We start from the raw sequence: 25697 nt of genomic DNA, 5'->3' as shown, positions 1-25697 counted from the left end.
ACCAAGGAGAGATCATGTATCGAACCATCTGTTTTTCTTTTTTGGCTTTGTCATTTACAAGTTCTGTAGCGGCAACATTGGGAAAAGTATTGATTAATGATCCACTTTTGGGTATTCGTCCCGTTATTTATGAAGAGATGAATGGTTTTGCGGTGAGCGAAGGAGACATTATTTTAGCAAAAACTGCAGATTTATCGCGTAAAAATGCCGTAATCACTTTGCAAATGGGAGGTAGCAGATGGTCAGATGGCATTATGCCTTATGAGATATCTGAAGATTTGCCTTTTAGAAACAAACTTTCTGTGATGCTGGCCATCGCTCATTGGCAAGAAAAAACAAATATCAAATTCGTTGAGTTAAACAGTAAGAACCGCTGGCAATATCGTGATTACGTTTCATTTATCCCCGCTGAAGGAACAACCTGTTCTTCTTATGTAGGAAAGCAGGGTGGTATCCAGCAAATTAATTTATCAACCCGCTGTACGACGATGAATACCGTCCATGAAATTGGTCATGCTTTAGGACTGTGGCATGAACAATCACGCGCTGATAGAGCAAGTTTTATTCGCATAATTTGGGAAAATATTGATGAAGATCATAGATATAATTTTGATCAGCACTTAACTGATGGTAAAGATTTTGGCGATTATGATTATCAGTCAATTATGCATTACGGCGCCTATGCTTTTTCCAAAAATGGTCAAAAAACTATTATCCCCTTGGTAGATGATATTGAAATTGGCCAACGCGAACGTCTGAGTGATAAGGATATTGCCGCGATTAATGACATGTATCCGCAAGCTTAGCATGCTCAATTAAGCTCTCCCCCTTGCTCTAAAAGTTAGCTGTAAGCAAGGGGAGACATTTCCAAGAAATTACACGGAGTTTTTCTTATGAATAGTCAATCATGCTATCGTTATCCTTTACTGATAACACTTGCCATTTGTTTATTAAGCCCTGCACCCTTTGTCATCGCTAAAGGAGCCACCTCATCAAAAGTTGTAGTCATGAAAGAGGATTACTTCTCACCCAAAACGCTTACCATTATCGCTGGACAAAAAGTTATTTGGGTCAATAAAGGTGAAGATGAGCATACCGTTAAAAGCAAAAGTGCAGGCTTTTTTTCAGGGGATATAGACCCTGGCGGAAGTTTTAGTTATACCTTTATCAAGCCAGGTCGATATAAATATATTTGCACGCATCACACATTATTTGGATTTGGCATGCGTGGAGAAATCATTGTTAAGTAATCCACTGAGTTCAATGAGAGCCCGTTCGCAAGAAAAAGAACTTATCGATCTCGGCTCTGACTTCTACAGTCCAGATGAATATAAAGATTGCCTCAAAAAGCTCTTTCGCATTAATCAATTTTTAGGGATTTTTCGTAGCACCCGTAAATTACTTAGCAATTACGCTAAAGAAGCAAGCTTGCTCGATATTGGCTGTGGCGGAGGTTTATTTTTATTAAATTTAAGTTGTTATTTTCCAGAGATGAAAATGCTGGGCATTGACACCAATAACGATGCCATTGTAGCAGCACAGCAGGCATTAAATGATTGGCGCAAAACAAGTGCTACACAAAATTTATCCTTTGAGGCGCAGCATCTTGATGTTACTTTAAGTAATAATAAGTTTGATATTATTCTTGCTACCTTGCTTTGTCATCATCTTAGTGATGAGGAATTGATTTGTTTCTTACATAAAGCATGTCGCCATGCCAATCAGGTGGTGATCATTAATGACTTGCATCGACATTCGCTAGCTTACTGGTTTTATGCATTAACAAGTCCATTATTCCGTAACCGCTTGATAACTCATGATGGATTGATTTCAATAAAACGTGGCTTTACGCGCAGTGAGTGGCGATCGCTGTTGGCCAAAGCCAATATCCCCAACTATCAAATCAAATGGCGTTGGCCCTTTCGCTGGCAAATCACCTTATGGAAGTAATTCTTTTGCTTTACCACTTAGATTAGCGCCTAAAGTAAGCAATCCAGGAAAGCGCTCTACTATGGGCAACAGAACTGCCATACCTTTCGGCCGCGTGGTTATTTGCGCAAAAAACGCCGCCGCATGAATGCGATTAGCAAATTGTTTTCGCCATTTCTTTGTATATTCATAACCAACACTTGCCAAATCATTTCTGCTTAATGAGGGCTGTTTCACTAAAGAAGAGGCTAATAACCAACCTGATTGCATCGCCATACTAATTCCTTCAGCAATGATTGGATGAGCCTCTCCCGCAATATTACCCACATAAAAAATGCCATTCTCATAGCATTTTCGAATGCCAGGACGTATGGGGCCTACCGAAAGCCATGATTCATCACGCTGCGCTGATGCAAGTACTTGTCGTGCACCAGCACAAGTCAACATAATATAATTTAATACGGCATCACCTGCTTGCAGCCCAGGATTTTGCAGTCTAACTTTTTGCAAAACATCACGCCGAATGCAACAAGATAAGGTCACTCGATTTGCATCGCTATGTACCAGTCCACCATAACCACCAGGAAAAGAAATTAAAGTCATTAAATCGCTATCCAATTCACTCGCACGAAAATGAGTTTTGAATGCTAATAGATCAGAGTTTTTATGCATAATATCTAATCTTTGAATAAAGGGTCTTTCCCAAGAACCTTGAGCCATCACTGCAACACGTGCCTTGATTACCGCAGTCTCTTCTTTCGCGGCCATTGTGCAGATAAAATGCGTTTCTTTATCCATCAAATGACGCACTGTCCATGGTTGCCATACTAGAACACCAGCCTGCTTTGCCTCTTGCAGTAATGCCGTATCAAGGTGTTCACGCCCTAATGCGCGCCCCCATTTACTCATCGATTTATCAACAGAAGGCATGGCTGCCATCAACATTTTCTCAGCCCCAAACCACCCAACCCTCGATACTTCAGGACCCGCATTTTTTTGGTAGAAATCCATAATACCTAGCTCACCCATAAGCGGCAAACTTGTTGCAGAGATAAATTCACCACATACTTTGGCACGGGGAAAATTTTTCTTTTCAATAAGCGCAACACGCCATCCCGAACGAGCTAATAATAAGGCTGTCGTTGCACCCGCCGGCCCCCCACCAATGACAATTGCATCAACATCATAATCCATCATGAGCTTCGAACAAGTTAAGATTCACTTAGCATACTCGCCAGCAACCCTGAATTAAATAATCCTCAGTAAAGTATTTATGCTGTAAAAATTTGCCAATGTAGTATAATTTCAAGACACATATGCTTTTTTGTTGTCATTTATGTCTGGATCTTACACTCAAATGATGCATCTATTGCCTCAGGAAAAACGCCTCAAAAGTCAGTGGTCTCAGGAAGATTTAGGACAAAAACAAGAAATTTTGCAGACATTATTTGTCAAATTAAATACGATTGCCGCTAAAGAACTCGAGCCTTTAATCGATTTTTTAGTGGATTGCTCCGAGAATAAGTCTTCCAAAAACGAGATCAGCCAATTATTTGAGTCCGCCTCAAAAAAATCAGTTTCCTCTGAAGGGTTCATCTCTTTCTTTTCATGGCTAAAACCTCTTGATGCCAAGATGATCCCTTTTAATATGCACTCCCTAGGCTTAAAACCTTGGCCAAACTTACCCACAGCACAGGTCCTGGCAACTAACAGTCAGGATTTACTCGAACAATACTTCAAAGATAGCGACATCCCTGCAGCAATCTCTTTGAGTGATAGAGAAAATAATACGATTCATATTACTTCAGACGATATTTATCCCATTCATTCTATTGCTAAAATATTTACTGGAATTGTCATTTTTAGGCTGATGGAAGAAAAACCCGATGGAGAAAATAGTATTCTTACAGAGAAAATGTTGAAAAAACCCATCAAAGAATTGCTCGCTCCAGATTCCTGGTCTCTTTTACCCCCTGTTTTGCGGCATTATTTAAAAAGCAACATGATCAATTTAACACAACTTATGACTCATCAGAGCGGTTTAGGGGATTATGGATATGATAGAGGGAAAGGCACCTATAGAGAAAGCCTTGAAAAAGGAACTGATGTAACAGTTAATGAAATAAAAGATTTTTTACAATTCGCAGAGCAAACTATTTATCCCTCACCCCATTACAGTAATTTAGGCTTTACCTTAGTTGGTCTAGCCGCGGAACACATCTACAACAGTTACCAAAAAAATCATCCTTCTCTTAAGCCATTAAATTTTTTTGGTATTTTAAAAAAATATATCCTTGATGAAGCCAAAATCGTCAATTTTTTTGCGAAAGCACCCACTAGTTCCAGTTACCATGTTCAAGTTAATCACGAGGATTCAGTTGCGCTGGCTTGGGTTGGTGGGCCTGCAGGTGGGTATTGGACCTCAACTGGCGAATTAGTAAAATTTGGAAAATGGCTCTATGAAAAATGCAAGTCTCCTGAATTTAAAGCATTAGTCGAGCAATTTGGTAAAGAATTTTATTATGAAGGCACAATTAGCCATCCAGGAACTTCCCTCTTCTCAAGCGCATTTTTCTCTGTGGACTTAACAACAGGAAAAATAGTTACTGTTGCGTCTACTCACCAAAGTGCAGTCCCTCTTGGACTAGAACTAGGTCTAGGCAATAGAATTTTCATGGGGAGCAAAATTAAGGAAGAATCAACAATAACCGCGTCAGAGAAACAGACACAACTCCAAACAACCTCTCCTAAAACGACTACCTATTGAGTGAATAGTTATTCCATTTTGGAATTTCTTTCTGACAAATTTTCGGTTGATATTATTTTTACCAAATATGACAATAAATACACACATATAACCAATAAAATCCAGCTTTTCCTTTATTATTTCTGTCATGGGACTTAAAAATGAAGATTCATCTCACACAATTTTCTCGCAAACCTGCCATTGCCTTGATAGATCCAGTAAGCAGTCTTGATAATAATATTACTTATTTAGACTTAAGCGATAATTATCTTGGATCTAAAATTACTGGAGAAATTGTTCAAGTTTTAGCGAACATTCCTCCTCAAATCTCTGGAATCAGTTTACGCTGGAACCGCCTTGCAAAAAAAAGCAGTGATGAATTAATCCAAATCCTGCAAGCTATACCGCAAACTGTGACCTCTCTTAATTTAAGAGGGAATTGTCTTCATTGCAGAACAAAGGGGTATCTTGCAGCAGTTTTGGCTTCTATTACTGAGAATATTACACATCTTGATATAAGCCTGCATGAGTTCAGTTCAAAAGACGTTGAGGAGCTCATTGAAGCGTTCTCTGCAATCCCTGCAACCGTATCATCCCTTAATTTAAGTTTAACCGGTTTAAACAAGCTCCCTGTGGATAGTATAAAAAAACTAAACAATACGTTGCCCAATGTACGTACCATCTATTTGGGATATGGTGAAATTTTATCCATGTCGCCTGCACAACGTGATGCTTTAAAAGATGTTTTTCCTAATGTGAAAAATGTGATTTTTGTTGATCCGAAAGGCAATGAAATAGGTGGTTCGGACTTACGAGCTAATGCCAATTTAGTCAGAGGCTTGGGGTTTAAAGCAAAGGAACCCTCTTTACTGAGTCTCTGTACTTTTTTTGTGAAGCATAGCCCTGATATGAACCTTGCTACCCTTCCGATAGAAGTACGAGAACGAGTTCTTGCCTGCTAATTCTCGATATAATTTGATGAAATAGAAGAATGAAGAGGATTTGAATTATTTAATGCAACTTACAATTTTATTTCGACCACTATCTTTAGCCTCATAAAGCGCTTTATCCGCTTCCTGAATCAGTAAAGATGCCTCTTCATTCTCTTTTAGATAAGAAATCCCTGCACTGAAAGTTGCATTAAACGTTCTGTTTTGCTCCTTAAAAAGGAATCTATTAAATTGCAAACGCAAATGGTTACAAATGCGCATCCCATGTGTTAGAGATGTGCCTGGTAGAATGATAAGAAACTCTTCACCACCATATCGCCCTATGATATCTTGGTTTCTTAAATTGACTAGAAAAAGATTAGCTAACTGTTTTAATACCTTATCACCCGCAGGATGCCCATAATTGTCATTGATTTTTTTAAAGTAATCGATATCAATCATGATAAGTAGTAAATCGCCTTTTTTTTGTTTTATTCGAGCGAGCTCGATATCTAATTGGGTTAAAACGCTGGAATGGTTAAGTAATCCGGTTAAACTATCTGTAATCATGTAATAGTTTAAAGCACTGGCGCGCCTCGCTCGAGAGCGTACTGCAGAGACAAGATGAGCTGGAGACACAGGTTTACATAGAAAATCATCCCCCCCTAGACTCATGGCAAATAAAATTTTGTTGCGATCGTCCTCCGTCGAAAGAAAGATGATTGGTAGCTTGGTGTAATTCTTTTCTTTACGAAGAACAGCAGCCAACTCTAATCCGGTACATTCCGGCATGTAAATGTCCATCAGTATTAAATCCGGTTGAAAGGATTTAAGCTCATTTAAAAGCTCCATAGGGTTAGTTAAAGCTCTCGTAATCATCCCTGCTTTAGTTAAAATTAACGTGTAATATTCAGCCAGTGATTCAGAATCATCAACCACCAAAATACGAAATGACTCTGTTGACGTATTGCATTTGCTTTGAAAGATTTGAGCAAAATAACTTTTATCAAAGGGTAATTGAAAAAATGCATCGCAATTTGCGCGAATGGCGAGTAACCGCGGATATAACTCACTATTAGGAATTAAACAAAACAGTGGGATAGACTGCTCCGTATGTTGTCGCTTCTTAAGAAAATCAATGACCTCATTATCTAAGTAAGAGCTATTAATTATAATAGCTATAGGAGGTTCTTCTCTGAGCGCTAACTCTAAACCCATGGTTGAATCTAAGGAGTAAGGATTATAGTCCATATTCAACAACATCTGACTCACTTCCTTGACCAAGGCTGTATTTTTTTCCAGTACGTAAACTAAATTATTACTAGCTTGATGGTGGGTTATTCCTGAGCTAATTATCGAATGAGTTTCTGTATGTATCGTTTTAAGCTGTAATAAATAAGTTGAAATTTGGTTTTTTTCAGCGTCACTTGCTTCTCCACCCTCAAGTAACTTTTTTAAAAGAATTTCCGCTTGTCGTGCTATTTGGCTCAATTGTTTATAACCATAGGTTGCAGAAGATCCACACAAACTATGAATGTCCCTATGGAGTGTAGTCAGTTTTTCAACGCTCCATTGATCAAGAAGTTCCTGCCACTGTGTCTGTATCTTATTAAGCTTCGTTGGTAAATTTTTATTGTACTTTATAAGTAAGCGATTAAGTTTTTCTTGAATATTATTCGTCATAAAACTTATTCCATATTTTTTTGATATCGTCCGCTAAAGTAATTGGATCAAAGGGTTTATGTATGACATCTATCGCGCCGATCGATTTATATTCTTCCACCTCCTTGGGTTGAATCTTAGCGGTCATGAATATAGCTGGGACATTTGCCATCTGGGGGATTTGTTTTAATTTCCGCAATGCTGATGGTCCATCCATTGTTGGCATCATGACATCAAGTAAAAAAAGGTCAGGCTGAAAATCTTTAACAGCCTCTAATACCTCATGGCCATTGAGACAATATTTAACAGTAAAAGAACCAATATCTTCGAGAGCAATCTGAGCAATAGCTCGGATGTCTTCCTCATCCTCTGCATATATAATCTTTTGTAATCCCTTACTATTCATATTTTTTTCCGATACTAATTTAGATCAAATCAATAATTGTATTTAAAAGTTTTTCATTGCTTGAATTCGATTTAACTAGAGCTTGACTGACATATTGGGCATATTGATTACTCAATTGCATATCTGAAAACACTAATACCGGAGTTTTGCATTCGGCTAACAACGGTAATATTTCAACACCATTCCCATCTGGCAGCATCAAATCCAATACAACTAAATCATAGCTCCTTTGAGTAAGCATTTCCCTGGCTTCTTGTAAATTGGCTGCTAAATAGAGTTTTGCATGCTTTTCAAGCAGTAGCCTAACCACATGTTGAGTATCTGGGTTATCTTCTATATGCAAAATAGAAGGTAATTGCGTTATTTCATGAGCTTTTATATCGTTGATGGCCTTTAACAATCGCCTCAAATCTATCGGTTTATCAAACCAATCGACTACCGAAACTGCGTCGCCATTTAGTAATGTTTTACCAGTTTGAGAAATAATCGATAAAACAACTATTGGGAGATTACTTGTTTTTTTATCAGCCCGGAGCTCTCTAATTAATGAAATACCATCTTGATCGGGAAGTATTAAATCAAGTAATAAAGCCTGATAATTATTATTATGAAGTTTTTCCTTAGCTTGCATCGCTGTAACAGCTATATCCACTTCAAAACCGGCACTTTCTAAAAGTGCCTCTAAATAATCGGCTTGCTCTTGATCGTCCTCACAAATTAATAAACGCTTTTTGGATGGCGAGGGCTGGTGTAGCCGGATAGTCTCACTTTCTTGTAAATTTCCCGAGAAAGGTAAGTCAAAATAAAAAGTAGTACCCTCGTTTGGCTTACTCATGAAATCGAGCTTTCCTCCCATTTTTTCAATAATACTTTTACTAATATTGAGTCCAAGCCCGGTTCCCCCTTTTCTTCGGCTATCCGAAGAATCTGCTTGCGAAAATTTTTGGAAAATTCTTGCTTGAAATTCCAGCGGTATACCAGGCCCTCTATCAATTACTGCGACACGCACCATGCCATTTATTTTAGTAACCTCAATAGTGACTACTTTATTTTGCGGCGAATACTTACAAGCATTCGATAAAAGATTGGCTAAGACTTGCATTAACCTACCAGTATCGACATTAACGATTAATTCTTCTGACGGCTGAATGACTTCCAAAGAAACGTTATATTTCTCGGCATACATTTTATTGGCATCTATAGCCTCATTAATGATTTGCGACAGATTGCTATTTTTAAACTGAAACTCCATCTTTCCTGCTTCGATTTTTTCAATATCTAAAATATCATTTATCAAGAGAAGTAAGCGCTCGCAGTTATTATTTGCAATATCCAACAAATTAATCGCTTTTTCAGAAAAAGCCCCCATTACCCCACTGACCAATAATCCTAATGAGCCACGTATAGAGGTCAGCGGTGTTCGCAATTCATGACTAACAATAGAAACAAATTCATTTTTAAGTTTCTCAGTATGTTTTAATTCAGTCACATCATGGACAACAATAACGGCACCCAGGGAAGTACCATCTTTATTAATTATCGGTTGCCCATCCACAATAACATCTGTTCTTTCATCATCTTTAAATTTTACAACCAATGGCAATCGTTGTATTAACTCACCGTTAAGCGCTTGTTTGATAGGATAATTGTTTGGAGGTAGAGGACAATTATCCTCAGTGTACAGTTGATAATACTGCGGAAGATCATCGATATGCTTAACAACCTTGCTTATACTAAAATTTTTTTGTATCGCTTTATTTAATACTGTAATTTCGCCTTTTTCATTACAAGCGATAATGCCATCCTCCAAGTTATCTAGCATGGCATTGAGGAATTCTTTTTCATTTTGTACCGCATCAACCATTCTTTTATAGTAGCTTGAGACAGTTAACGCGAGACTAATGATTAAAGCTGTAATACCAGCAATAAAATATGCTAAATAGTTTGGTTGTATAGCTTGGCTTTCCGCCATTGAGTGAAAAGGTTTCACTGTAAATACAGAGGCGGACATACCCGTATAATGCATGCCACAGATGGCAAGCCCCATAATAAGAGCACTACCTACTTTAAGTGTGGTTTGTCGACTACTTACGACTTTGAGGCTTTCTAAAGCGAGCCAAAGTGCCGCCTCAGCTGCGGCAATACCAATAACTATCGAGAGAAAAAAGAGACCAGGCCAATAATGAATAGCCACATGGGATTTCATGCCTTCCATACCCATATAATGCATAGATGAGATAGCAAGGCCGATAAAAAGCCCACCTAATGCTAAATGCAATCTAGAGTAATTCGGTTTCTTCAGAATGTATAATGCAAAACCTGAAGCCAACATGGCCATAAATAAGGAGGCAACTGTCCAGGTTAACTCATACTCCATAGGCATAGGAAGTACAAACGCTAGCATGCCTATAAAGTGCATAGACCAAATACCAGCCCCCATAGTAAAAGCACCACCGATGAGCCAATAAAACACGGCTTGTTGGTTCTTTTCTTCCCGCAAGCGAGCAACAAGAGTTAGTGCCACATAAGACGCCAAAACAGCAACAACATAAGATAAAATAACTAAGCTAGGGCTGTAGTACCCTTGTAATAACTGTGAGGGAGCCGGAGACCCAATTTGAAACCAGTCCGTTAGAAAACTCATTAATACATCCTGTATTCACATAGAACTCTCCATATAGTATATGTCAATATTTTTTTAAAAATACAGCTTAAATAAGATAAGAAAATTTAAAGAATCATCGACTTTATAGTGGCAATATAATTACCTAGGCAGGCTTCAAGTGCTGTGGCTTAGAGCATCCTTGCTCTACCATCTTAATAGATAGGGGTATAATTAAAGGAATTGTCCTCTTCTACCGCATTGATTTGAGCTTCAGTATGTTTACTATGAGAACGATAAAACTCATAGCCAAGATACGCCACTGCCAGTACTAGCGCTGCCTGCCAGCAAACAGCAAAGGTAGCGATGAATAAAGCGGGCATCACGGCGTTTTTAGTCAATGTAAACGCAAATTCATTACGAGCTGTTTGATACTCTTGCAAGATGGCTTTTTCCTCGTCGCTAGCGAGTTGTTTCGCATCCGCAAGCAAAAGACTCTGCTTTTTATATTCTTTATAGGCACCATCCGATAAATACATTGCAACTGCAAAAGTACAAACCATATAACAGCCAAGTACCATCACTGGCGAGGTAAGTAGCATTGAGACAGAAAAACCAGCCATTAGTAAGAAAGCTGCCGTGGCATTAAATAAATAAGTTGCATTGTTTGTCTTCCAACTTAGCTCAAGCTGGTCGATTTGCTCTGTAAGCATCACAAAGCGCTTATCAAGTATGGTTCTTTCTGCTGGAGTAAGCTCACCCAATAATTTAAATTTAACCGCTTCCAATTCTTTGCGATATTGCGAGCGCTTGGTCAGATATTCTTGTTCTTCTAAATGGCGCCGCCACATAATCAGGCAAACGTCAAAGAATAAAAATCCAGCAACAACCCACCCAGCTACGGGGGCTGAGATACCAAAAGCTTCATTGTAATTCGTTACACAGTTAACCGTACCCCAAACAACATCATTTAAGAAGGTAGCATGCCTTTTGTAGATTTCATTAGAAAAGCGTTTTTTCCAATCCAATCGGCGTTCTTCTTCAGAGGGGAAGCAAGTATGTTTTAAGACCATTCCCGCGTTCATAATAAAACGAACAGCAAAAAATCCCACACTTAAGAATCGCATCACGCCATTGGGTGCTTCTAAGGTATGAACGATATCATCAACATTAACCTCTTTACCTAAAATGTTGCCCAATTTTTCCAACAGTTTTAGATCACGTGCCAATAACAAGGAATTTTTGATGGTAGTACGGCAGAAAAACCAATAAATCCGGTTTAAATTAGAAGTGGCCACTCTATCTCTTAGTTTTGACAATCTTCTAGGGGTATTGAGTAAGTCTTTTATATCTGCAGCTATTTTATTTTGTAAAGCTGTAAAGAAACTTTCTTTTTTAACAACAGGAACAGGAAGTTTTCCCTGTATACATAAGGCTCTTAAGTCCCTTAGCAACCTATTATAATCTTCAACTTTGTCTTGGTTCTCATAAGCTTCATAATATTGTTTTAACATTAAACAGCAGTAATAACAGTAGAAAGCAAACTCATCACTGTTAGCTCCGCGTTTCTTAAGAGTCATAAAAAGTTGATTAAACTCTTGTTCAATTAACAATCGGTTGGTCGCCACAAAACCATAATCATGCGTTGAAGCTTTTTGCTGAGCTAACGTGAGTTGTGCCTGACGCTTAGTTTCCGGTGCTGCCTCAGCATCCAACTTTTCCTTGGTTTCTCCTAATGCCAAGAAAAAAGCATTCTTGTCGTCTAAAAAATTTTTATAGTGCTTTTGGTATCCCGTTTCAACCATGATTTAATTTTTCCATCAAAAAAATGCGCAGAAAGACAAAAAAATACAAAGTTACCATTGTCTTTCTAAACAAAGCAAGAGCTTTTGTATTTATTTTTTTCATTTTGCAACAGTAATGACAATTAATTCGGGGTATAGTTGTATATTTGCTTTTTTAAAAACAAGACAAATCGTTGATCCGAGAATAGGTCCGATATAACTAGACCAACAATAAGATTGTTTGCAATATCTAAGTCATAGCAAACAAGTCTGACTTGTTGATCTAATTCTCTTTTTTAACTCTTTATCCTGAGACTGCAAGTAAAGTTTTCCTGGTTGCTCGTGACGTTCTTTCTTGACTGTAATTTTAAATACAAAATCCTGATTGTAATCATAAGCCTTGGGGGCTAATTAATAGCTGGGTTATGCTTGCTCAAGTAGGTGTAGTAATTATTGGTCTTGCGAAATTCTGCTTGTTGACATCCATCGCACCCGATTTTTTATTTAAATTTACTCTGCCAACTACGCCACGATGAATTCCTTCAACAACTGCTTCAATAAGGGTGCTGCAGTTAAATGCCTCGCGAATATTTTTTAAATATCTCTCTACCGTATAAGGACTTATTTTAAGCACTTGTGCAATCTGTTTTGCCGTTTTTCCTTGAGCTGAAAGCCACAAACACTCCTGTTCACGAACAGAAATGGATTCTGTTTCTGCATAACCACCCTTTATGATTGCATGACGATAAGTTGGGTTTGTTAAAATAAACGAGTACTTATACTTGGGATTGCAATAGACAATTAAATCAAGAAATGAATCAACAAAATGAGCACAAAAACTCTCAAAAGCGCTAATTGTTTTCCTGTAAAAAAGAGCAGACGAATCTACTGGAGCATTGCGTATGGCACTAAAAACAAAGGTGCATTCCGCACAACGTCTAACTATATTGTATAAGGGATAAATGCTATATTTTTCTGCCAGTAAGTTCTTAAAGTTACTAGAAGTAAACTCCACTTCGTCACACAAATAATATCCTTTTTGGGCAGCATCGATCAGCCTGGGGGTGTAACTGTAGTCTTCTTTGTATAGCTCATCTTGATAATAGGAATTAATCACAGGATACACATTGGACAGAACTAACAAACTCCCATCATTAAAAATAAGATACATCACAAAATGTTTTAAACCCATGTTTACTAGCGGCTTACATACCTCCTCTATTTGCTTCTTGTATGCCAAACTTAAAATATACGGAACATCTTTCATAAATCCATTTTCCTTAGATATAGATAATTGGTAAGAAAAAATATTTTCTATTACATTTAAAATTTGTTATAGATGAAGTCACATGATATATTGGCCTCAATTATTCGTTTTCAGAACATTAAAATCTATTTATTGAATAGTTCTATTCAATAAAGGTTAATTTATCGCCTATTCAGTGAATGTGTCAATCTATTTTGAATAATTATATTCATAATGTGAATTACTAATGAATGAGTCAATTTTAAGTAATAACTTACAACAACTAATGCGAATCCATGGCAATCTATCCGTTAGCGAGCTTGCTAGATTAATTAATATGCCGCAACCAACAATTCATCATATACTTTCAGGTTCTACTAAAAACCCAAGAAAAAAAGCATTAGAGGCTTTGTCTGAATTTTTTTCTATATCTATCGAGCAATTACTAGGGAAAGATGCACTCCCTCATGTAATTCCTGAAATGATTAAAGAGGATTTGCAATTAAAAACCATTCCGATTATTGAGTGGGATATCCTAAAGCATTGGCCACCAGCTACCATTAAAAATTTACGCAGAGAAGAAGTTTTATTGGACAAAATGGTTGGTCATAATTCTTTTGCATTAATAGTGCAAGATTCATCAATGGAGCCATTATTCCCTCTTAATACTCTTTTAATTTTTGATTCTGATAGAAATCCAAAAGATAGAGACTTTGTGATCATTCACTCAAAGAGAGATGACAATATTTTATTCAATAGGCTATTTATTGACCATAATGATAAATATCTTAAGCATAATTTGTCAGATGGCAACGTTAAGCTTATAAAACTTGATAGGACTGATCGAATAATAGCAGCACTTACTGAGGTGAGGATTCAATATTAACTGAATAATGAATCATTGACTCTTCACTATTATTCAAGCTGATTATGAAAGGGTTAAAATTGGTGTGTACATCATAGTAATCTATATTTTCAATCCTTTTTAAATACCTTACTAATAACCATGCAGGGAAAACTATAATAAGCGCGCAACACATTTTCCAAAGATAGCCACAAAACATCATCCACCCCAGACTGTGAGGAGTTAATTTTCCAAAATAATTTAAGGCATCTACTATAATTGTCAGACATGCTTGACCAAAAGCAGTTGATAGTAAACTTCTAAATACAAAGAATCTTCCCTTCAAAAAGATTTTCCATTTTGCAAGTAGATACACATTCATAAACTCACCTACCAACAAACCTGCAAGCCCTGAACCAACATATCTCAATGTAGGATCAAACACTATTTGATAAGCTTCAGCTTGGCTAAAAAACTGTGGGACAGGTAGATGCGAAACCAAAATAACAATAGAAGAAAAAATAAATTCCGCTAAAACGCCAACCCAAATAAATAATCTTGGATAAGCATAACCATAAACTTCACCAACAATATCACAAATACAAAAAGTAATTGGAAAAATAAAAATTCCACCTGGTTCCAACATCGGACCAATTTGTGTAATTCTGCTTGCAAGACAAACTGTTGCCAACAAAAACGTTAAGTAAAACCCCAGAAAAAACAAAGGATATCTGTATTGTTTTTTTCGGGATAACGACTCCAAAACCAAATTTTGCAAAATAATGTCTTCCTAGTTTTTATTGTAAATTATCTGGTACTCTTTTACTGTCTCACGCACACCTGCCATATACCCAATTCTGTTTGCTTCCACTGGGTTTAATCTAGAAATTAAAGCTGCATCTTTTGATATTTCAGATGGCGATTTCTTTATTGTCGTACAACCATTTTTAGATTTAATCTCCAAGATATACTCGTCTACCTCGCTAGTCATTTGTTGCACGACTATAGAATAATCCGGCTTTAAACGTTCGACCGTTGCAATATATGTTAGTGTGCGTATAGTTTTTTTATCTAAGCCCTCTATAAATTCATTATCTACAATAATGTCACTGATGTTTTTCTCTATCGCATGTCTCTCAGATAACTTGATTACAGCTTTTGTGAAACCCGTTTTTTTGCACTCATAAATATTTACCACTTCATATAGAGATTTGTTTGTGGTTTCAACCATAAACTCTTTGAACATCTGAGTTAACCAATTATACCAACTTGCTTTTTGTGTCATAATCCATATCTCTCATTTTAATACCTATTACTCCAACACTTTCTTTACCGTATTCGGGTAATAATAAATCCTCTGGGAATTGTCCAATTCTATTAATATATTCTGAATACTCTATGGTTAGCTCGGCTCGTAATAAACTACGCTCAAGCACTTCCTTTGTTATCCAGTGAACAAATGGAGGTAATGATTTAGCCCTACCGCTACTTTCATAATCGGCCGGACTACTAATTTCACCAGGCCATTCCACATTACGTTCTATTCTGCTATTAAATTCAGGAATAAAGCGTTGCCAATTTTTTAAATAAGGTGTTTCACAAACGATGTATATTTTTCCATTTGGCACTAGCAGTTTTACTATTAACGCTAACGATTCTTCTATTTTTTTGCCGCTAAAAAAATGTAAAACTCGGCATATCAAAATAGCGTCAAAAAAATTTTCCGGTAATCCAGCCAACTCATTGGGGAACTCTCCTGGTATAAGAACTAGCTCATTACTATCCCCTGTTAAAGAGTTTTTTTGATCCCGCGCTGCTTCTAAAAAGCGCTGTTGGACAACTGCAAGATTTTCTGGGCTAATATCATTGCAAAAAGTGGTAGCTCCTTGCGCAATGACCTCTAAAGTTGCTGCACCAAATGCAGCACCAATTTCTAATATCCTACCTCCATTTTTTGCTATTAGAGAGGCATGTGCTATGAATTGTTGAGAAACTGGATCGCAAGGCGCTGTCGTAAAGCCACCAAAAGGGTTATGGGTTTGTGTAAACATACCAATAGCTTCTCTACAATGAGGAACATCTATATAGGAAATACTTTCAGGATTAATAAACACCGTATTCTCTGGGTCCGCTACAAAATTGCCCTTATTTACGAACCATGGAAAATCGAGCATTAGCTCCTTTAAGTAGTTAGATTCATGGAAGAGTTGTTGCGTTGCATCAATTTCCCTTTTATAGGAGAGAAGGAATAAAACTGTCGGCGAGCCAAAATGTTGCTTCCATCTTTTAATCTTGACCTCGAGAAGATCCTGTTTAAGATCCCCTATTCCCAAATGCCGATAAAAGCCTTCAAACAGGATTGACAGCCATGTCATTTTCAAAGTCGAATCAGCTTCGTCGATTGCGATAAGTCTATCTAGTTCGCTTAAAAAATAATTATTTATATTTATTTGTTGCTCAGAATAATCAATTAATCTTTGCTTTTTAAAAATATTTCTAATGGCTTGATAAAACTCTAAAAAATCCATCAAGTTAATTCCACACTGTACGAGCTCAAAACTAGCGGACTATATAATTAGCAAAAGTAAATTTCAATAAATTTATTCAAATATATACTACATCTTAAATAAGATTTTAATCTAATTATCTCGGTAATCGAACCTATTAATCATCGATGATCATTCTTAATAATTACAAAATTAATTCTGGCTGTTGTCCAAATAAATTTGCTTTTTAGCGACATGATTAGCGACTTTTGCCAATGTTTTAGTACGTCTATGCCAACAGATAGGAATACTTGATATCTACCTATTAACCATCAAGAGATTGGGTAAAATTCTACCTATGCAAAAATAAAGATCTTTGAAACAAAAAATTTAGTTGCTTGCACGACCCATCCTAATGTTGCAGCCTATTTCCCATTAGAAGAGAAAAATCAAGAAAATATCTACGTTATAGATATGGAGAAAGGTTCCACACACACATGGTTATTCATGTACTTAATACAAGTAGAACACAAGTAAGAGAGGGTATTTCAATCTGTCTTCACACAAGAAATACCCAGCACACGTGTTATTGCCACTATAAAATTACACGAACCGACCAACGAAATTCAGATCATTTTGGGGCTATAATCACAGAACGCTTGATTCCGTGGAGGCAAGAAAGGCTGTTGGCGAATTTAAATGATCGGAAATTACTTGCAATCCGGCGGGCATTAAACATTAGAAAGTGCTGGTTATCCAGTAGACTTAGAAAATCCAGCTTAGAGTCTCATTTTTGCGAAAAGGTCCACTCAGAAGATACCTAATAGTGGGACGATGGTACGAACCTTTAACTATTGAAACCTATCTCAAGTCTTAAAAAGATGGTTAGGTCTTGCAGCGGTTCATTCACTAAGTGGATGTCACCAAAAACACATTAGGTTTCTTGTCATGGCTCAAGCTTACTCACAGTGCTTTCTTTAGACTTCCTATAAGTCATATTAGCCGTGCAAGATTTCTAACCAACAATTATAGGATATCAACTGCACCTCCTGATAACAATTTAAAAAATAGCATTTTCTGTAAAGGAAATGAAAATTTGAAAGTATTGTATAAATATCTTTACCATTCCACATTTGATTACTGATTCTCTTGAGGAGTCTTTTTAAGGGAATAACGCCATTTTCTCTCGCAATGCAACCATACTATAGTCATTGAATATACAAGCCTAGGTTCAGAAATAACTCAACAACTTACGGTATTAACTGTGAAGTAATAGAATTCTCACCTTCAGGCATTTTTCGAGTAAAAAAGCCATAAGGCTGATAACTTTGATCTTCATAGCTTTTTATTAAATCAATAATATCTTGACGCTCCATCATTTGGGCAATATCTGTAGGTAGAACAGAAATTGCATCCTCATGGATTCCCTGACGATCTATGAATTCACTAATCTTTGATGAAGCAGCATTAGCAGCATCATCCTTTTCTTTAGCCCAAAGTTGGAAAAATGCTACTAAGTCGCTTTTAGTAACTTCCCAGGAAGTCTTGAAACTAATGTTTTTCTTTAAGAGCCATTGAATAATATCAATATTCCCCTTTTTAACTGCATAATGAGCGAGCGTAGAATTATTACTAAGCTTTTGATTTAAATCAGCTCCAAGCGAGTGTAATGCGATGCTTCTAACTTCTCTGCAATTTGAATATCAATCGGCGTGGTATCAAGCTTGTTCAAAAGGTCTTTAACAAACCAGGATTTCTGAGGTATTCTTATGGCAATCGTGATTATATACAGCATCCAGCAAACATAACTTCCCCTTATGCGTCGTCAACAATAAACGCGTCTCTCGATTAACTCGTATGCTGTATAGAGAAACTCCTGAAACACCATGCAGCTGTTCCAAATGAAGACTTTTATAATCACCTGCTAACAACTGCTCTATTTCTTGCTTGAAAGTGGTTAATAAATCCTCTTCACCTATATTTTCCCGCCAATAATAAATGTCACTCATGATAATTAAATACAAGCCAAATTGGATTATTTTAATTCAACATGGAAGATGCTTGTATGGGTATATCTACCCATTAATTAATCATTTATTAAATACTATCCTGTGCTAAATCTTTAGATAAGCTTTAATAACATGTTGCGGAATAATCAAGATATCATCCTCACAATATTTAATTTTTTTCCAAAAAAAGAAGTTATAAAAAATTTGACTGTTTGTAAAAGTTGGAAAGAAGTAGGGGAAGATAAACGTTTGTGGGATAACTTGCCTTATGCCAAATTTCGGGAAGAAATTAAATCCTTGAGACCCTATCTGAAAGAGTTTGTTCTAAGCGATGTGATTGACCTAAAATTAGCCACACAAATCTAAGACCTAATAAGTCTCTCTTATAATGAGCGTGTGCAAAAGTTACCAACACTTCTTCCAGATCTCTGGCCAGCTCATTCTCCTTTTCAGTACTATTTGTCTACACCATATGGGATAGTTCTATTTTTAGGGCGTTTTGTTTCTACAGTTGATTTGGAAGCCCTATGGAAAAGACGTACACAGCTGTTTAAAGAACTTAAATATGTTTTCATGTTTGGCTCGTTTAAAAATGAAGTGGGCGAGTTGAGAAATGTAGATCCGATACTTTCGCTATTGTGCACTGACTCAGGAATAAGATCTTTAAAAAATAGGAACTGTAAAATTGATGAGCTTTTCAAATTAGATTATATCAACTTAAAAATTTGAAGTCTGAAGAAGGATTAAAGGCGCTCGCAGAAGGTTATTTAACAACAGAATTAGCATCCACATTTAAGTCAGAAGAGGAATTTAAGAACTTCTTTAAAGAGTTGCAATGTAGTACTGAAACCTCTGCACCTCGAATTTAAAATCAGGAATAGAGAAAGGTACGATACAAAATAGATTATGGGATGAGTTGATGACAAATTAATCGCATAAAGATTATTATGCAATTAATTTATTTTTGAGAAGACTATGGAAAATTCGTTTCATCCCATAAGATTACAAGGTGATCACTGCACTCTGGTGCCGCTATCCTTTGAGCATCACGACGAACTGATTGAAGCAGTCACCGATGGAGAGTTGGATAAACTTTGGTATGCCCTCGTTCCAGAACCAACGAAAATGAAGGAAAACATTCGCATGCGATTAAATAGGCAGCAGCAGGGGATAATGATACCTTTTGCTGTTATCGATAGATTAACAAAAAAAGCTATTGGTATGACTTCCTATTGGAATATTGATCGAGAAAATCGCCGAGTTGAGATAGGTGGAACCTGGTATCGTAAAAGCGCTCAACGCACAGGCATTAATACAGAATGCAAGCTGCTCTTATTAACCCATGCTTTTGAAATGATGAATTGCATAGCAGTTGAATTTCGTACACATGCATTTAATTATCGAAGCCGCCAAGGTATTGAACGGCTGGGCGCTAAACTTGATGGGATAATACGAAATCATATGATAATGCCAAACGGGACTCTACGTGATACTTTTGTATACAGCATCATTTCGAATGAATGGGCAACAGTAAAAGCACATTTAGAGTTTTTAAAAAATAAATATTTAACAAATGGCTAATTTCGGACATAAGCTTAATGCTTGTAATGCTGTTTTATCCAATTTTAAGCTATCAAATATAGAAATCAAAGATTCCGATGTTATTGCAAGTGGTAAAAATATACACCCAAAATCACCAATACAGGAAATCCTGATTATTTGAAATTCGGCGTGTTTGCATGACCTTATGTAAATAACTACAGATAGAAAGCTTAAAACTTTTGTCACATTAGGATAACTAATAATGAATTTATTTGTAGTATATATTGGTGGCAGCCACCCTAATTCTTTAATCGAACTCCATGATATTCGTTTCATAGTAGCTAACTCTATAGAAGATACCTATGATGCACTCCGAAAAAGCTGGTGGGGGATACCAACAAGCTTACATATAGACGCCTGGGGAATTTTAAAGTATGCGGATGGATATGACATTCAAATTTCTGAAGTGCAATCACAGAATAATAAGAATAAATTATTCTTCATTAACTTGGGTGGTTATGATCAAAAACAATTTACTGAATTACATAAAAATATTTTTGTAGTGGCTGCTGATGAGATTGAAGCAAAACAAAAAGCACTAATGCAAATTTCTGATTGGGAATCCCCGCATCGTGATTATTTATATGAGGTAGACAATTTACTTAATTTAAATTTGTTACTTAAAAAAGAAGGTTACTATTTACAATTAAACGGGCAATCTGAGTCTAAGTTGTTTGAGTTTACCTGTTGTTACAATCCAATTGGCAGGATTTAACCATTTAGTTGAATGAGCCTAAATTTTTTCATCAGGGCGCAAGTTCCAGAGCACCAGGAGACAGGACTCTTTTATTTGCTATTAGGCACAGGTCTTCATGAATCAGAAGCCTTTCTCTAAACATTGGCCAGTATCGACAAAAAGGTCTTTATGATGTGCTGCGCCATAAATCCAAACAAACCAGTCAAAAAATTCCTTATCCCAAGAGAGTAGAGCGTAGAAATGCAAATGAGGAAGAACCATTATTTATAATGCGCTATGGGACACGCTTGCGAACTTTGGATGTCTACCGAATTTGCTAATAATTATTAAAAACAGGCTTTAGGGTTTTTACCAGATCATGAGAGATTTGATTTTACTTCACATAAACTCAGACATACTTTTTTGAAGAAGGTCACAGACAAGTATGGGATTCATTTCGCACAAGAATTAAGTGGTAACGTCATTGGTCTTGATTTTTGTAGATAAAACTCAAGGCTTATCCGGGAAATCCCCACATTGGTGTATGCCAGATCAGCATTTTGGTAATGCTGACAAAAATAATATCTTTTTGACCTATAATTATACTTGTTAGGTAGTTATGGGAATAGGATATGTCTAGTCAACAGCCTGATCTTAATCAGGATAAAATTTTGACCGATATTAAAGATAAGTTAATTGATATATATCAACAACTTTATCGATCGTTTAAGAATGATGCGGTTATGACTCAAGTGTTAAGTGTTTGGGACGAGAGATTAATAGAGTTAGTAAATTGGATTGAAAATACTTATGGATTAGATAGAAATTCTGAATATTTTAAATCAGTTATGGGAAATGCTTTACACAAAGTATTGATAGAGCTCAAATCCTCTCATCAAGGGAAGGATTTTGAATTACTAGTCCTTCTCCCAAAATCATCTCATGATGACCCACCATTAGCAGAAGATGAGGATATTGCCAATGTAATAAAAAAGAGGTTCTCTAATTCTCAGGAAAAGAAATTTATTTTTTTTCCATTAAATTCGTATTTTATGAATGTGTTAGCCAACTCAAAAGATAATATTTCTTATGATGATGTTTCTAAACTAAGCTTCTTGCAACATTGGAGTGTCGATGTTTGTAGTAAAGAAATTTGGGAGAATAATGAGATAGTTAAAAATGTTAACGCTATCGCAAAAAAGATGCCAAAGCTTGAAGAAATTGTATTAAGAGGCTGTTGTTCAGCAAGTATATCTGCTTTTCAAAGGCCTTTTTTTAACGAGAAAAAAATCCAAATTGTGGCTTCGAGTAAACAAATAAGTGAGGAGAAATTAGATCAGAACCAAATTTTATTTCAACAAATTAAAGTAGATAATGAAGTAGTGACTAGAGTGCGCTTTTTTAATTTATCTGGAAAGAGCATGACCAAAGAAATTAAAAATATTCCACTTAATCCCCGAGGAAATAAATTGTCAAAAGAGGTTGAAGAAGCACTTGCTACTGTAGCATATAAAGAAGGATTACCACCGTTAGCATTAGAAACTCAACGAGAAGCTGCTATTGAATCAAGAAATGCATGGAAAAATAAAAAAATACTAGAAAGCCAAAGACTATTTGCCAAGAGTATGTTTAAAAACCTTAGGACGTTTGAAGATGTTGCTTCATTTAATCCCGGAACATTGGCTTTTAAAGTAAAAGAGGAGTTAAATAAAATTGGAAAGGATTATATTAGAATAAAAGGTTATGTGCATGCTTATGAGGCGACTGAAAATGGAGCAATTGGATATGAGAATAGCCCAAAAGCTATACGTATCTGATTGTCGATGTTGGCCGCAAAGGGTTTGATTTTGCAGGCAAACCTCAGAGGGGCATCCGAAAAGTCCCAACCAGAAACAAACCCACTATGGGGCACAGTGCATCATTTCCATAAAAGGCTCACTAACCGAGCCGAGAATGCCCACCAACCAACACGCAGTCTTTCTTGCGCAAGCAAAAGTTAACTTGACGGTGCCGACAGAACCCATTAGAACCAACTGGATTATTGGTGGAGCAACAAAATCCTACCGCTTCGAACCCAAATTAAAATCTAGGTTGTGTATTTAAATTCCACAAACGCTTGATTCGCTTTTAAGCGTCCTTCCCAAGGAGAGAGACCCACAAAACCATCAGCATTACCGAATACCCTAGACGAACCCTCAAATTTACCACCGTCATAATAGCGATAGCCGACGTCGACACTAAAATGACTTTGTTGCGGTTTCAAGCTCACTCCAGCTGATGCTTGCCAAGCGAAACTGCTCCTACTTGCTGGGTTACCAATGCTTGTGATAGATCCAATAGGAACACCAGCCGCAACTAACCTGGCAACAGTATGAAAATCGCGAACTTCATTGTAGGCATAACCGATCCCACCACCTATAAATGGTGTGAATGCGACATTGGCGAAATTGCTCCACGCTTTCATGGGGTGCAAAAAACCATTCACAAGAATTGCACGATTATCCAGATCAAAGTACCGCGTGCGTATGTCTCCAGTAGCGGGGCCACTAATGCCTGGAGGAGCTGTTTGAAATTTTTGATAATTAAAAACTTCATGAACAAGATAACTTATACTCACATCAATATAATCATGAACTTGTTTACCGAGTGCGAAACTGTAAAAACCTCTGTTACCTAAATCAGCGTCATAACCCTCTGCAGAAAAAGCCCACTGCGCTGGATTTGGATTGACTATGCCTGGTTTTTCGGTCCAGGAATAGCCTGTTCCAATGGAACCAAACCATGGATAAACAAGAACATCTTCCCCCAAGGTTCCTGCGTATGATGGAAATGATAAAATCGAAAAAATTATTAAACTTAATCTTTTACTCACTATAACATCCTTATTTTTTGGGAAAAAGAACAGAATCTGTTGACATTTCATCTCAGAGCCTAGCTGTCGCGACTTTTTATCGGGGTCGATGGACATCGCCTGGCCTGATGAGGATTAAGTCAGGGAACGGCTCGTTGGGCGTTGCGGAGAAATTATTAACAGCCTTAGGATTCTGCAATTAAACCTCATTATTGCAAATTTAATTCCATGATTCAACGGCTCTGGTAGATTTAGTGGTCCAGACTGGTTCTGTCGCACAAGTTATCGGTGAAGTTAAGATCTGTCGTTTTTTATAGGAATGGTCAACGATGATTAGTTCTCAGTAACGCTAATAAAGCAGACATAAAATACTATCAATGTCCAGTTGGCACTTTTGTTTATGCTGGGAGACATATCCTGAATAATATCGTTGAGCAAAATCATCGCTTTATCAAAAAAATTACCAACTCTATGAGGGGATTTAAAGCCTTTCATTCTGCACATGCAAAGTTAGCAGGAATAGAATTGCATCATATGTCACGCAAAGGGCGAGCATAAACTCGCCCCAAATAACTCCCGCGGTCTAAAAATATTTTGTCACAGAACCCGGAATTATTCTTGAAGTTTCCGAGGTAAGGTAATTATATAAAGAACAGACTTTTCTTTGTTAAACTTTGCCCTGCCAGTCTTTTGATCTAGCACCCCTGCCAAACCAAAATCATTATCAGTAATCACTGCAATGTGTTTTTGTCCTACTAAGGTAATCCCTTCAATCTTCTTTGCATTTATCCCTAGACTAGTTAGATTAATCAACTCTTGTTTATACACTAATTTATTCTTCCTAACATGGTTCAGATGGATTAAAAAAATTTTTTTGCTTTTTTTATTTTGTTCGATCACCAAAAAGCGTTTTGAACCGACTGCTACCATATCTCCAATTCGGGCATCTTGCCCGTCGAGCTGGTAAGAATATTGTGCCGTTGTTTTTTTATTATCCATATCAAATTCAACAATCGGTAAAACTTTGGAGTTCCTTATAGGACTTTGCAAAATAGCGAATACCTTGCGATTTTCTAAGGCAATGCCTTCAAATCCTCGATTAAGTTTCCTTCGCTTTATATATACAGGTAATCCTTCACCAGGCTGGAATAAGTTGATTAATTTACCTTGTGAAGAAAAATGAACAATAGAAGGTCCATACTCTTCAACCATCCAATAGCTTCCGTCTTTTGCAATATCAATCCCCTCAAGATCCATTCCCCATTTATCAAATGCCAACACTTTGCCATGAAGATTAACAGGATGCTCATGCAATCTTTCTCGTGGCAATCCTGTAAGCAATTTGCCTTTTGGATCCTTTAGTTGAATTTGTTTCTTAATCGTCATTGTTTTTGTAATTACATCTGCCTCCAAAAAAACCAAACGCGGAGTAAAATTCGGAAGCATAAAAGGTCTGTGAACTATCTTATCTCTTATGTATGGCTCTGTGTTAGGCCCTCTATCCGTATGGGTTAAAAATAACAATTTCCCTTTAGAGTCTTGTTGTAAAAATCTCAGACCGGAAAAACCACCTATGGCTATTGACTGTTGTACTTGGGTTTTATCGAGAATATCGGGATTTTTTAATGGGATTTTGATGACTTTATCAGCTGATAACTTCAACTCGGTACTTGCATTACAAAGAGATGAGTTAATAATCTGTAACAGCACAGAGCAAAGTAAAACCGAAATCACTTTGTTGATCTTCATTATCATATCCATATTTTTTTACAGCGATTTAATCAAAATCATTTTGCATGACTTTTTATGAAAATAGCATTTCAAATGGATTGCGAATATATCAGAACTTAGAGGCCTGGTGTAAGTAGTCCCTATTTTTGGGCAACATTAGTTACCATTTCAGATTGTGGGGAGGTGTAACTACA

General features: G+C 36.8%; 23 protein-coding genes and 2 pseudogenes. 11 read left to right on the top strand and 14 right to left on the bottom strand.

Features of this window, described 5'->3' with window-relative positions; genetic code table 11:
- Positions 1 to 14: 14 nt before the first annotated feature.
- From legP to Lbru_RS05930, 3 genes are all read left to right on the top strand, one after another.
- Positions 15 to 806, top strand: a complete 792-nt coding sequence (gene legP, locus Lbru_RS05940; RefSeq protein ID WP_058441262.1) for a Dot/Icm T4SS effector Zinc-dependent metalloprotease LegP — start codon at positions 15 to 17, stop codon at positions 804 to 806.
- Between the two features lie 87 nt (positions 807 to 893).
- Positions 894 to 1250 (top strand): cupredoxin domain-containing protein, encoded by a 357-nt coding sequence (locus Lbru_RS05935; RefSeq protein ID WP_058441261.1) that lies wholly within the window; start codon positions 894 to 896, stop codon positions 1248 to 1250.
- A gap of 13 nt (positions 1251 to 1263) precedes the next feature.
- On the top strand, positions 1264 to 1950 hold the full coding sequence (locus tag Lbru_RS05930; protein WP_058441386.1) for a methyltransferase: 687 nt from the start codon (positions 1264 to 1266) through the stop codon (positions 1948 to 1950).
- Here Lbru_RS05930 and Lbru_RS05925 read toward each other — a convergent pair.
- Complete coding sequence (locus Lbru_RS05925) at positions 1939 to 3126, bottom strand: NAD(P)/FAD-dependent oxidoreductase (protein WP_420795313.1); 1188 nt, start codon at positions 3124 to 3126, stop codon at positions 1939 to 1941. The two genes, Lbru_RS05930 and Lbru_RS05925, sit on opposite strands and share 12 nt — an antisense overlap.
- A 139-nt stretch (positions 3127 to 3265) precedes the next feature.
- On the opposite strand from Lbru_RS05925, the gene Lbru_RS05920 reads away from it, so the two are divergent.
- Both Lbru_RS05920 and Lbru_RS05915 read left to right on the top strand, forming a co-directional pair.
- Entirely contained in the window at positions 3266 to 4696 is a 1431-nt protein-coding gene (locus Lbru_RS05920) for a serine hydrolase domain-containing protein (protein ID WP_083500838.1), read from the top strand.
- A 140-nt stretch (positions 4697 to 4836) separates the two neighbouring features.
- On the top strand, positions 4837 to 5637 hold the full coding sequence (locus tag Lbru_RS05915; RefSeq protein ID WP_058441259.1) for a leucine-rich repeat domain-containing protein: 801 nt from the start codon (positions 4837 to 4839) through the stop codon (positions 5635 to 5637).
- Between the two features lie 45 nt (positions 5638 to 5682).
- Here the strand turns inward: Lbru_RS05915 and Lbru_RS05910 are convergent, their stop codons facing one another.
- From Lbru_RS05910 to Lbru_RS05890, 5 genes are all read right to left on the bottom strand, one after another.
- Complete coding sequence (locus tag Lbru_RS05910) at positions 5683 to 7287, bottom strand: diguanylate cyclase (protein WP_058441258.1); 1605 nt, start codon at positions 7285 to 7287, stop codon at positions 5683 to 5685.
- A complete protein-coding gene (locus Lbru_RS05905; RefSeq protein WP_058441257.1) occupies positions 7277 to 7672 on the bottom strand; it encodes a response regulator in 396 nt (131 codons plus the stop codon). The genes Lbru_RS05910 and Lbru_RS05905 overlap by 11 nt, the downstream gene beginning before the upstream one ends.
- A 19-nt stretch (positions 7673 to 7691) precedes the next feature.
- Positions 7692 to 10316 (bottom strand): MHYT domain-containing protein, encoded by a 2625-nt coding sequence (locus Lbru_RS05900; protein WP_058441256.1) that lies wholly within the window; start codon positions 10314 to 10316, stop codon positions 7692 to 7694.
- A gap of 173 nt (positions 10317 to 10489) precedes the next feature.
- Positions 10490 to 12079: a hypothetical protein gene (locus Lbru_RS05895; protein WP_058441255.1), complete on the bottom strand. Its 1590-nt coding sequence runs from the start codon at positions 12077 to 12079 to the stop codon at positions 10490 to 10492.
- A gap of 412 nt (positions 12080 to 12491) precedes the next feature.
- Positions 12492 to 13325, bottom strand: a complete 834-nt coding sequence (locus Lbru_RS05890; protein ID WP_058441254.1) for a helix-turn-helix transcriptional regulator — start codon at positions 13323 to 13325, stop codon at positions 12492 to 12494.
- Between the two features lie 226 nt (positions 13326 to 13551).
- On the opposite strand from Lbru_RS05890, the gene Lbru_RS05885 reads away from it, so the two are divergent.
- Positions 13552 to 14190 carry a LexA family transcriptional regulator gene (locus tag Lbru_RS05885; protein WP_058441253.1) on the top strand — a complete coding sequence of 213 codons (639 nt, stop codon included), beginning with the start codon at positions 13552 to 13554 and terminating at the stop codon, positions 14188 to 14190.
- Here Lbru_RS05885 and Lbru_RS05880 read toward each other — a convergent pair.
- From Lbru_RS05880 to Lbru_RS05865, 6 genes and pseudogenes are all read right to left on the bottom strand, one after another.
- Positions 14165 to 14926, bottom strand: coding sequence for a queuosine precursor transporter (locus tag Lbru_RS05880; RefSeq protein WP_058441252.1), 762 nt, complete (start codon positions 14924 to 14926; stop codon positions 14165 to 14167). The two genes, Lbru_RS05885 and Lbru_RS05880, sit on opposite strands and share 26 nt — an antisense overlap.
- A gap of 12 nt (positions 14927 to 14938) precedes the next feature.
- A complete protein-coding gene (locus tag Lbru_RS05875) occupies positions 14939 to 15433 on the bottom strand; it encodes a hypothetical protein (RefSeq protein WP_058441251.1) in 495 nt (164 codons plus the stop codon).
- Complete coding sequence (locus Lbru_RS05870) at positions 15408 to 16676, bottom strand: class I SAM-dependent methyltransferase (protein ID WP_058441250.1); 1269 nt, start codon at positions 16674 to 16676, stop codon at positions 15408 to 15410. The genes Lbru_RS05875 and Lbru_RS05870 overlap by 26 nt, the downstream gene beginning before the upstream one ends.
- 1208 nt (positions 16677 to 17884) lie before the next feature.
- Positions 17885 to 18013: a hypothetical protein gene (locus tag Lbru_RS17915; RefSeq protein WP_274519599.1), complete on the bottom strand. Its 129-nt coding sequence runs from the start codon at positions 18011 to 18013 to the stop codon at positions 17885 to 17887.
- A 198-nt stretch (positions 18014 to 18211) separates the two neighbouring features.
- Positions 18212 to 18310 (bottom strand): annotated as a pseudogene (locus Lbru_RS18040) (hypothetical protein); the annotation flags it as partial.
- Positions 18311 to 18373: 63 nt separating this feature from the next.
- Complete coding sequence (locus Lbru_RS05865; protein ID WP_058441249.1) at positions 18374 to 18643, bottom strand: hypothetical protein; 270 nt, start codon at positions 18641 to 18643, stop codon at positions 18374 to 18376.
- A 132-nt stretch (positions 18644 to 18775) separates the two neighbouring features.
- Here Lbru_RS05865 and Lbru_RS05860 point away from each other — a divergent pair, with 132 nt between their 5' ends.
- From Lbru_RS05860 to Lbru_RS05840, 4 genes are all read left to right on the top strand, one after another.
- Positions 18776 to 19009, top strand: a complete 234-nt coding sequence (locus tag Lbru_RS05860; RefSeq protein ID WP_058441248.1) for an F-box-like domain-containing protein — start codon at positions 18776 to 18778, stop codon at positions 19007 to 19009.
- A 609-nt stretch (positions 19010 to 19618) separates the two neighbouring features.
- Positions 19619 to 20224 (top strand): GNAT family N-acetyltransferase, encoded by a 606-nt coding sequence (locus Lbru_RS05850; RefSeq protein WP_058441246.1) that lies wholly within the window; start codon positions 19619 to 19621, stop codon positions 20222 to 20224.
- Positions 20225 to 20447: 223 nt separating this feature from the next.
- Positions 20448 to 20960 (top strand): DUF1543 domain-containing protein, encoded by a 513-nt coding sequence (locus tag Lbru_RS05845; protein WP_058441245.1) that lies wholly within the window; start codon positions 20448 to 20450, stop codon positions 20958 to 20960.
- 593 nt (positions 20961 to 21553) lie between these two features.
- Positions 21554 to 22738: a hypothetical protein gene (locus Lbru_RS05840; RefSeq protein ID WP_058441244.1), complete on the top strand. Its 1185-nt coding sequence runs from the start codon at positions 21554 to 21556 to the stop codon at positions 22736 to 22738.
- Positions 22739 to 23007: 269 nt separating this feature from the next.
- On the opposite strand, the gene Lbru_RS05835 is transcribed toward Lbru_RS05840, so the two are convergent.
- Positions 23008 to 23793: an outer membrane protein gene (locus tag Lbru_RS05835; protein WP_058441243.1), complete on the bottom strand. Its 786-nt coding sequence runs from the start codon at positions 23791 to 23793 to the stop codon at positions 23008 to 23010.
- Between the two features lie 396 nt (positions 23794 to 24189).
- On the opposite strand from Lbru_RS05835, the pseudogene Lbru_RS16790 reads away from it, so the two are divergent.
- Positions 24190 to 24330: pseudogene (locus tag Lbru_RS16790) on the top strand (DDE-type integrase/transposase/recombinase); the annotation flags it as partial.
- 54 nt (positions 24331 to 24384) lie between these two features.
- Here the strand turns inward: Lbru_RS16790 and Lbru_RS05830 are convergent.
- Entirely contained in the window at positions 24385 to 25521 is a 1137-nt protein-coding gene (locus Lbru_RS05830) for an esterase-like activity of phytase family protein (protein WP_058441242.1), read from the bottom strand.
- Between the last annotated feature and the right edge of the window lie 176 nt (positions 25522 to 25697).

The sequence above is a fragment of the Legionella brunensis genome (genome assembly GCF_001467025.1).
Lineage (GTDB): Bacteria > Pseudomonadota > Gammaproteobacteria > Legionellales > Legionellaceae > Tatlockia > Tatlockia brunensis.
The sequence above is the reverse complement of the archived record's forward strand: the minus strand, read 5'-3'. Positions and strand labels throughout refer to the sequence as shown.

Coding starts and splice junctions, on each gene's coding strand:
- Lbru_RS05915 (WP_058441259.1), top strand. CDS start 4,837: ATGAAGATTCATCTCACACAATTTTCTCGCAAACCTGCCATTGCCTTG.
- Lbru_RS05890 (WP_058441254.1), bottom strand. CDS start 13,325: ATGAAAGATGTTCCGTATATTTTAAGTTTGGCATACAAGAAGCAAATA.
- Lbru_RS05925 (WP_420795313.1), bottom strand. CDS start 3,126: ATGATGGATTATGATGTTGATGCAATTGTCATTGGTGGGGGGCCGGCG.
- Lbru_RS05865 (WP_058441249.1), bottom strand. CDS start 18,643: ATGAGTGACATTTATTATTGGCGGGAAAATATAGGTGAAGAGGATTTA.
- legP (WP_058441262.1), top strand. CDS start 15: ATGTATCGAACCATCTGTTTTTCTTTTTTGGCTTTGTCATTTACAAGT.
- Lbru_RS05870 (WP_058441250.1), bottom strand. CDS start 16,676: ATGGATTTTTTAGAGTTTTATCAAGCCATTAGAAATATTTTTAAAAAG.
- Lbru_RS05905 (WP_058441257.1), bottom strand. CDS start 7,672: ATGAATAGTAAGGGATTACAAAAGATTATATATGCAGAGGATGAGGAA.
- Lbru_RS05875 (WP_058441251.1), bottom strand. CDS start 15,433: ATGACACAAAAAGCAAGTTGGTATAATTGGTTAACTCAGATGTTCAAA.
- Lbru_RS05830 (WP_058441242.1), bottom strand. CDS start 25,521: ATGAAGATCAACAAAGTGATTTCGGTTTTACTTTGCTCTGTGCTGTTA.
- Lbru_RS05860 (WP_058441248.1), top strand. CDS start 18,776: ATGTTGCGGAATAATCAAGATATCATCCTCACAATATTTAATTTTTTT.
- Lbru_RS05885 (WP_058441253.1), top strand. CDS start 13,552: ATGAATGAGTCAATTTTAAGTAATAACTTACAACAACTAATGCGAATC.
- Lbru_RS05920 (WP_083500838.1), top strand. CDS start 3,266: ATGTCTGGATCTTACACTCAAATGATGCATCTATTGCCTCAGGAAAAA.
- Lbru_RS05910 (WP_058441258.1), bottom strand. CDS start 7,287: ATGACGAATAATATTCAAGAAAAACTTAATCGCTTACTTATAAAGTAC.
- Lbru_RS05840 (WP_058441244.1), top strand. CDS start 21,554: ATGTCTAGTCAACAGCCTGATCTTAATCAGGATAAAATTTTGACCGAT.
- Lbru_RS05895 (WP_058441255.1), bottom strand. CDS start 12,079: ATGGTTGAAACGGGATACCAAAAGCACTATAAAAATTTTTTAGACGAC.
- Lbru_RS05935 (WP_058441261.1), top strand. CDS start 894: ATGAATAGTCAATCATGCTATCGTTATCCTTTACTGATAACACTTGCC.
- Lbru_RS05850 (WP_058441246.1), top strand. CDS start 19,619: ATGGAAAATTCGTTTCATCCCATAAGATTACAAGGTGATCACTGCACT.
- Lbru_RS17915 (WP_274519599.1), bottom strand. CDS start 18,013: ATGATGGAGCGTCAAGATATTATTGATTTAATAAAAAGCTATGAAGAT.
- Lbru_RS05900 (WP_058441256.1), bottom strand. CDS start 10,316: ATGAGTTTTCTAACGGACTGGTTTCAAATTGGGTCTCCGGCTCCCTCA.
- Lbru_RS05930 (WP_058441386.1), top strand. CDS start 1,264: ATGAGAGCCCGTTCGCAAGAAAAAGAACTTATCGATCTCGGCTCTGAC.
- Lbru_RS05845 (WP_058441245.1), top strand. CDS start 20,448: ATGAATTTATTTGTAGTATATATTGGTGGCAGCCACCCTAATTCTTTA.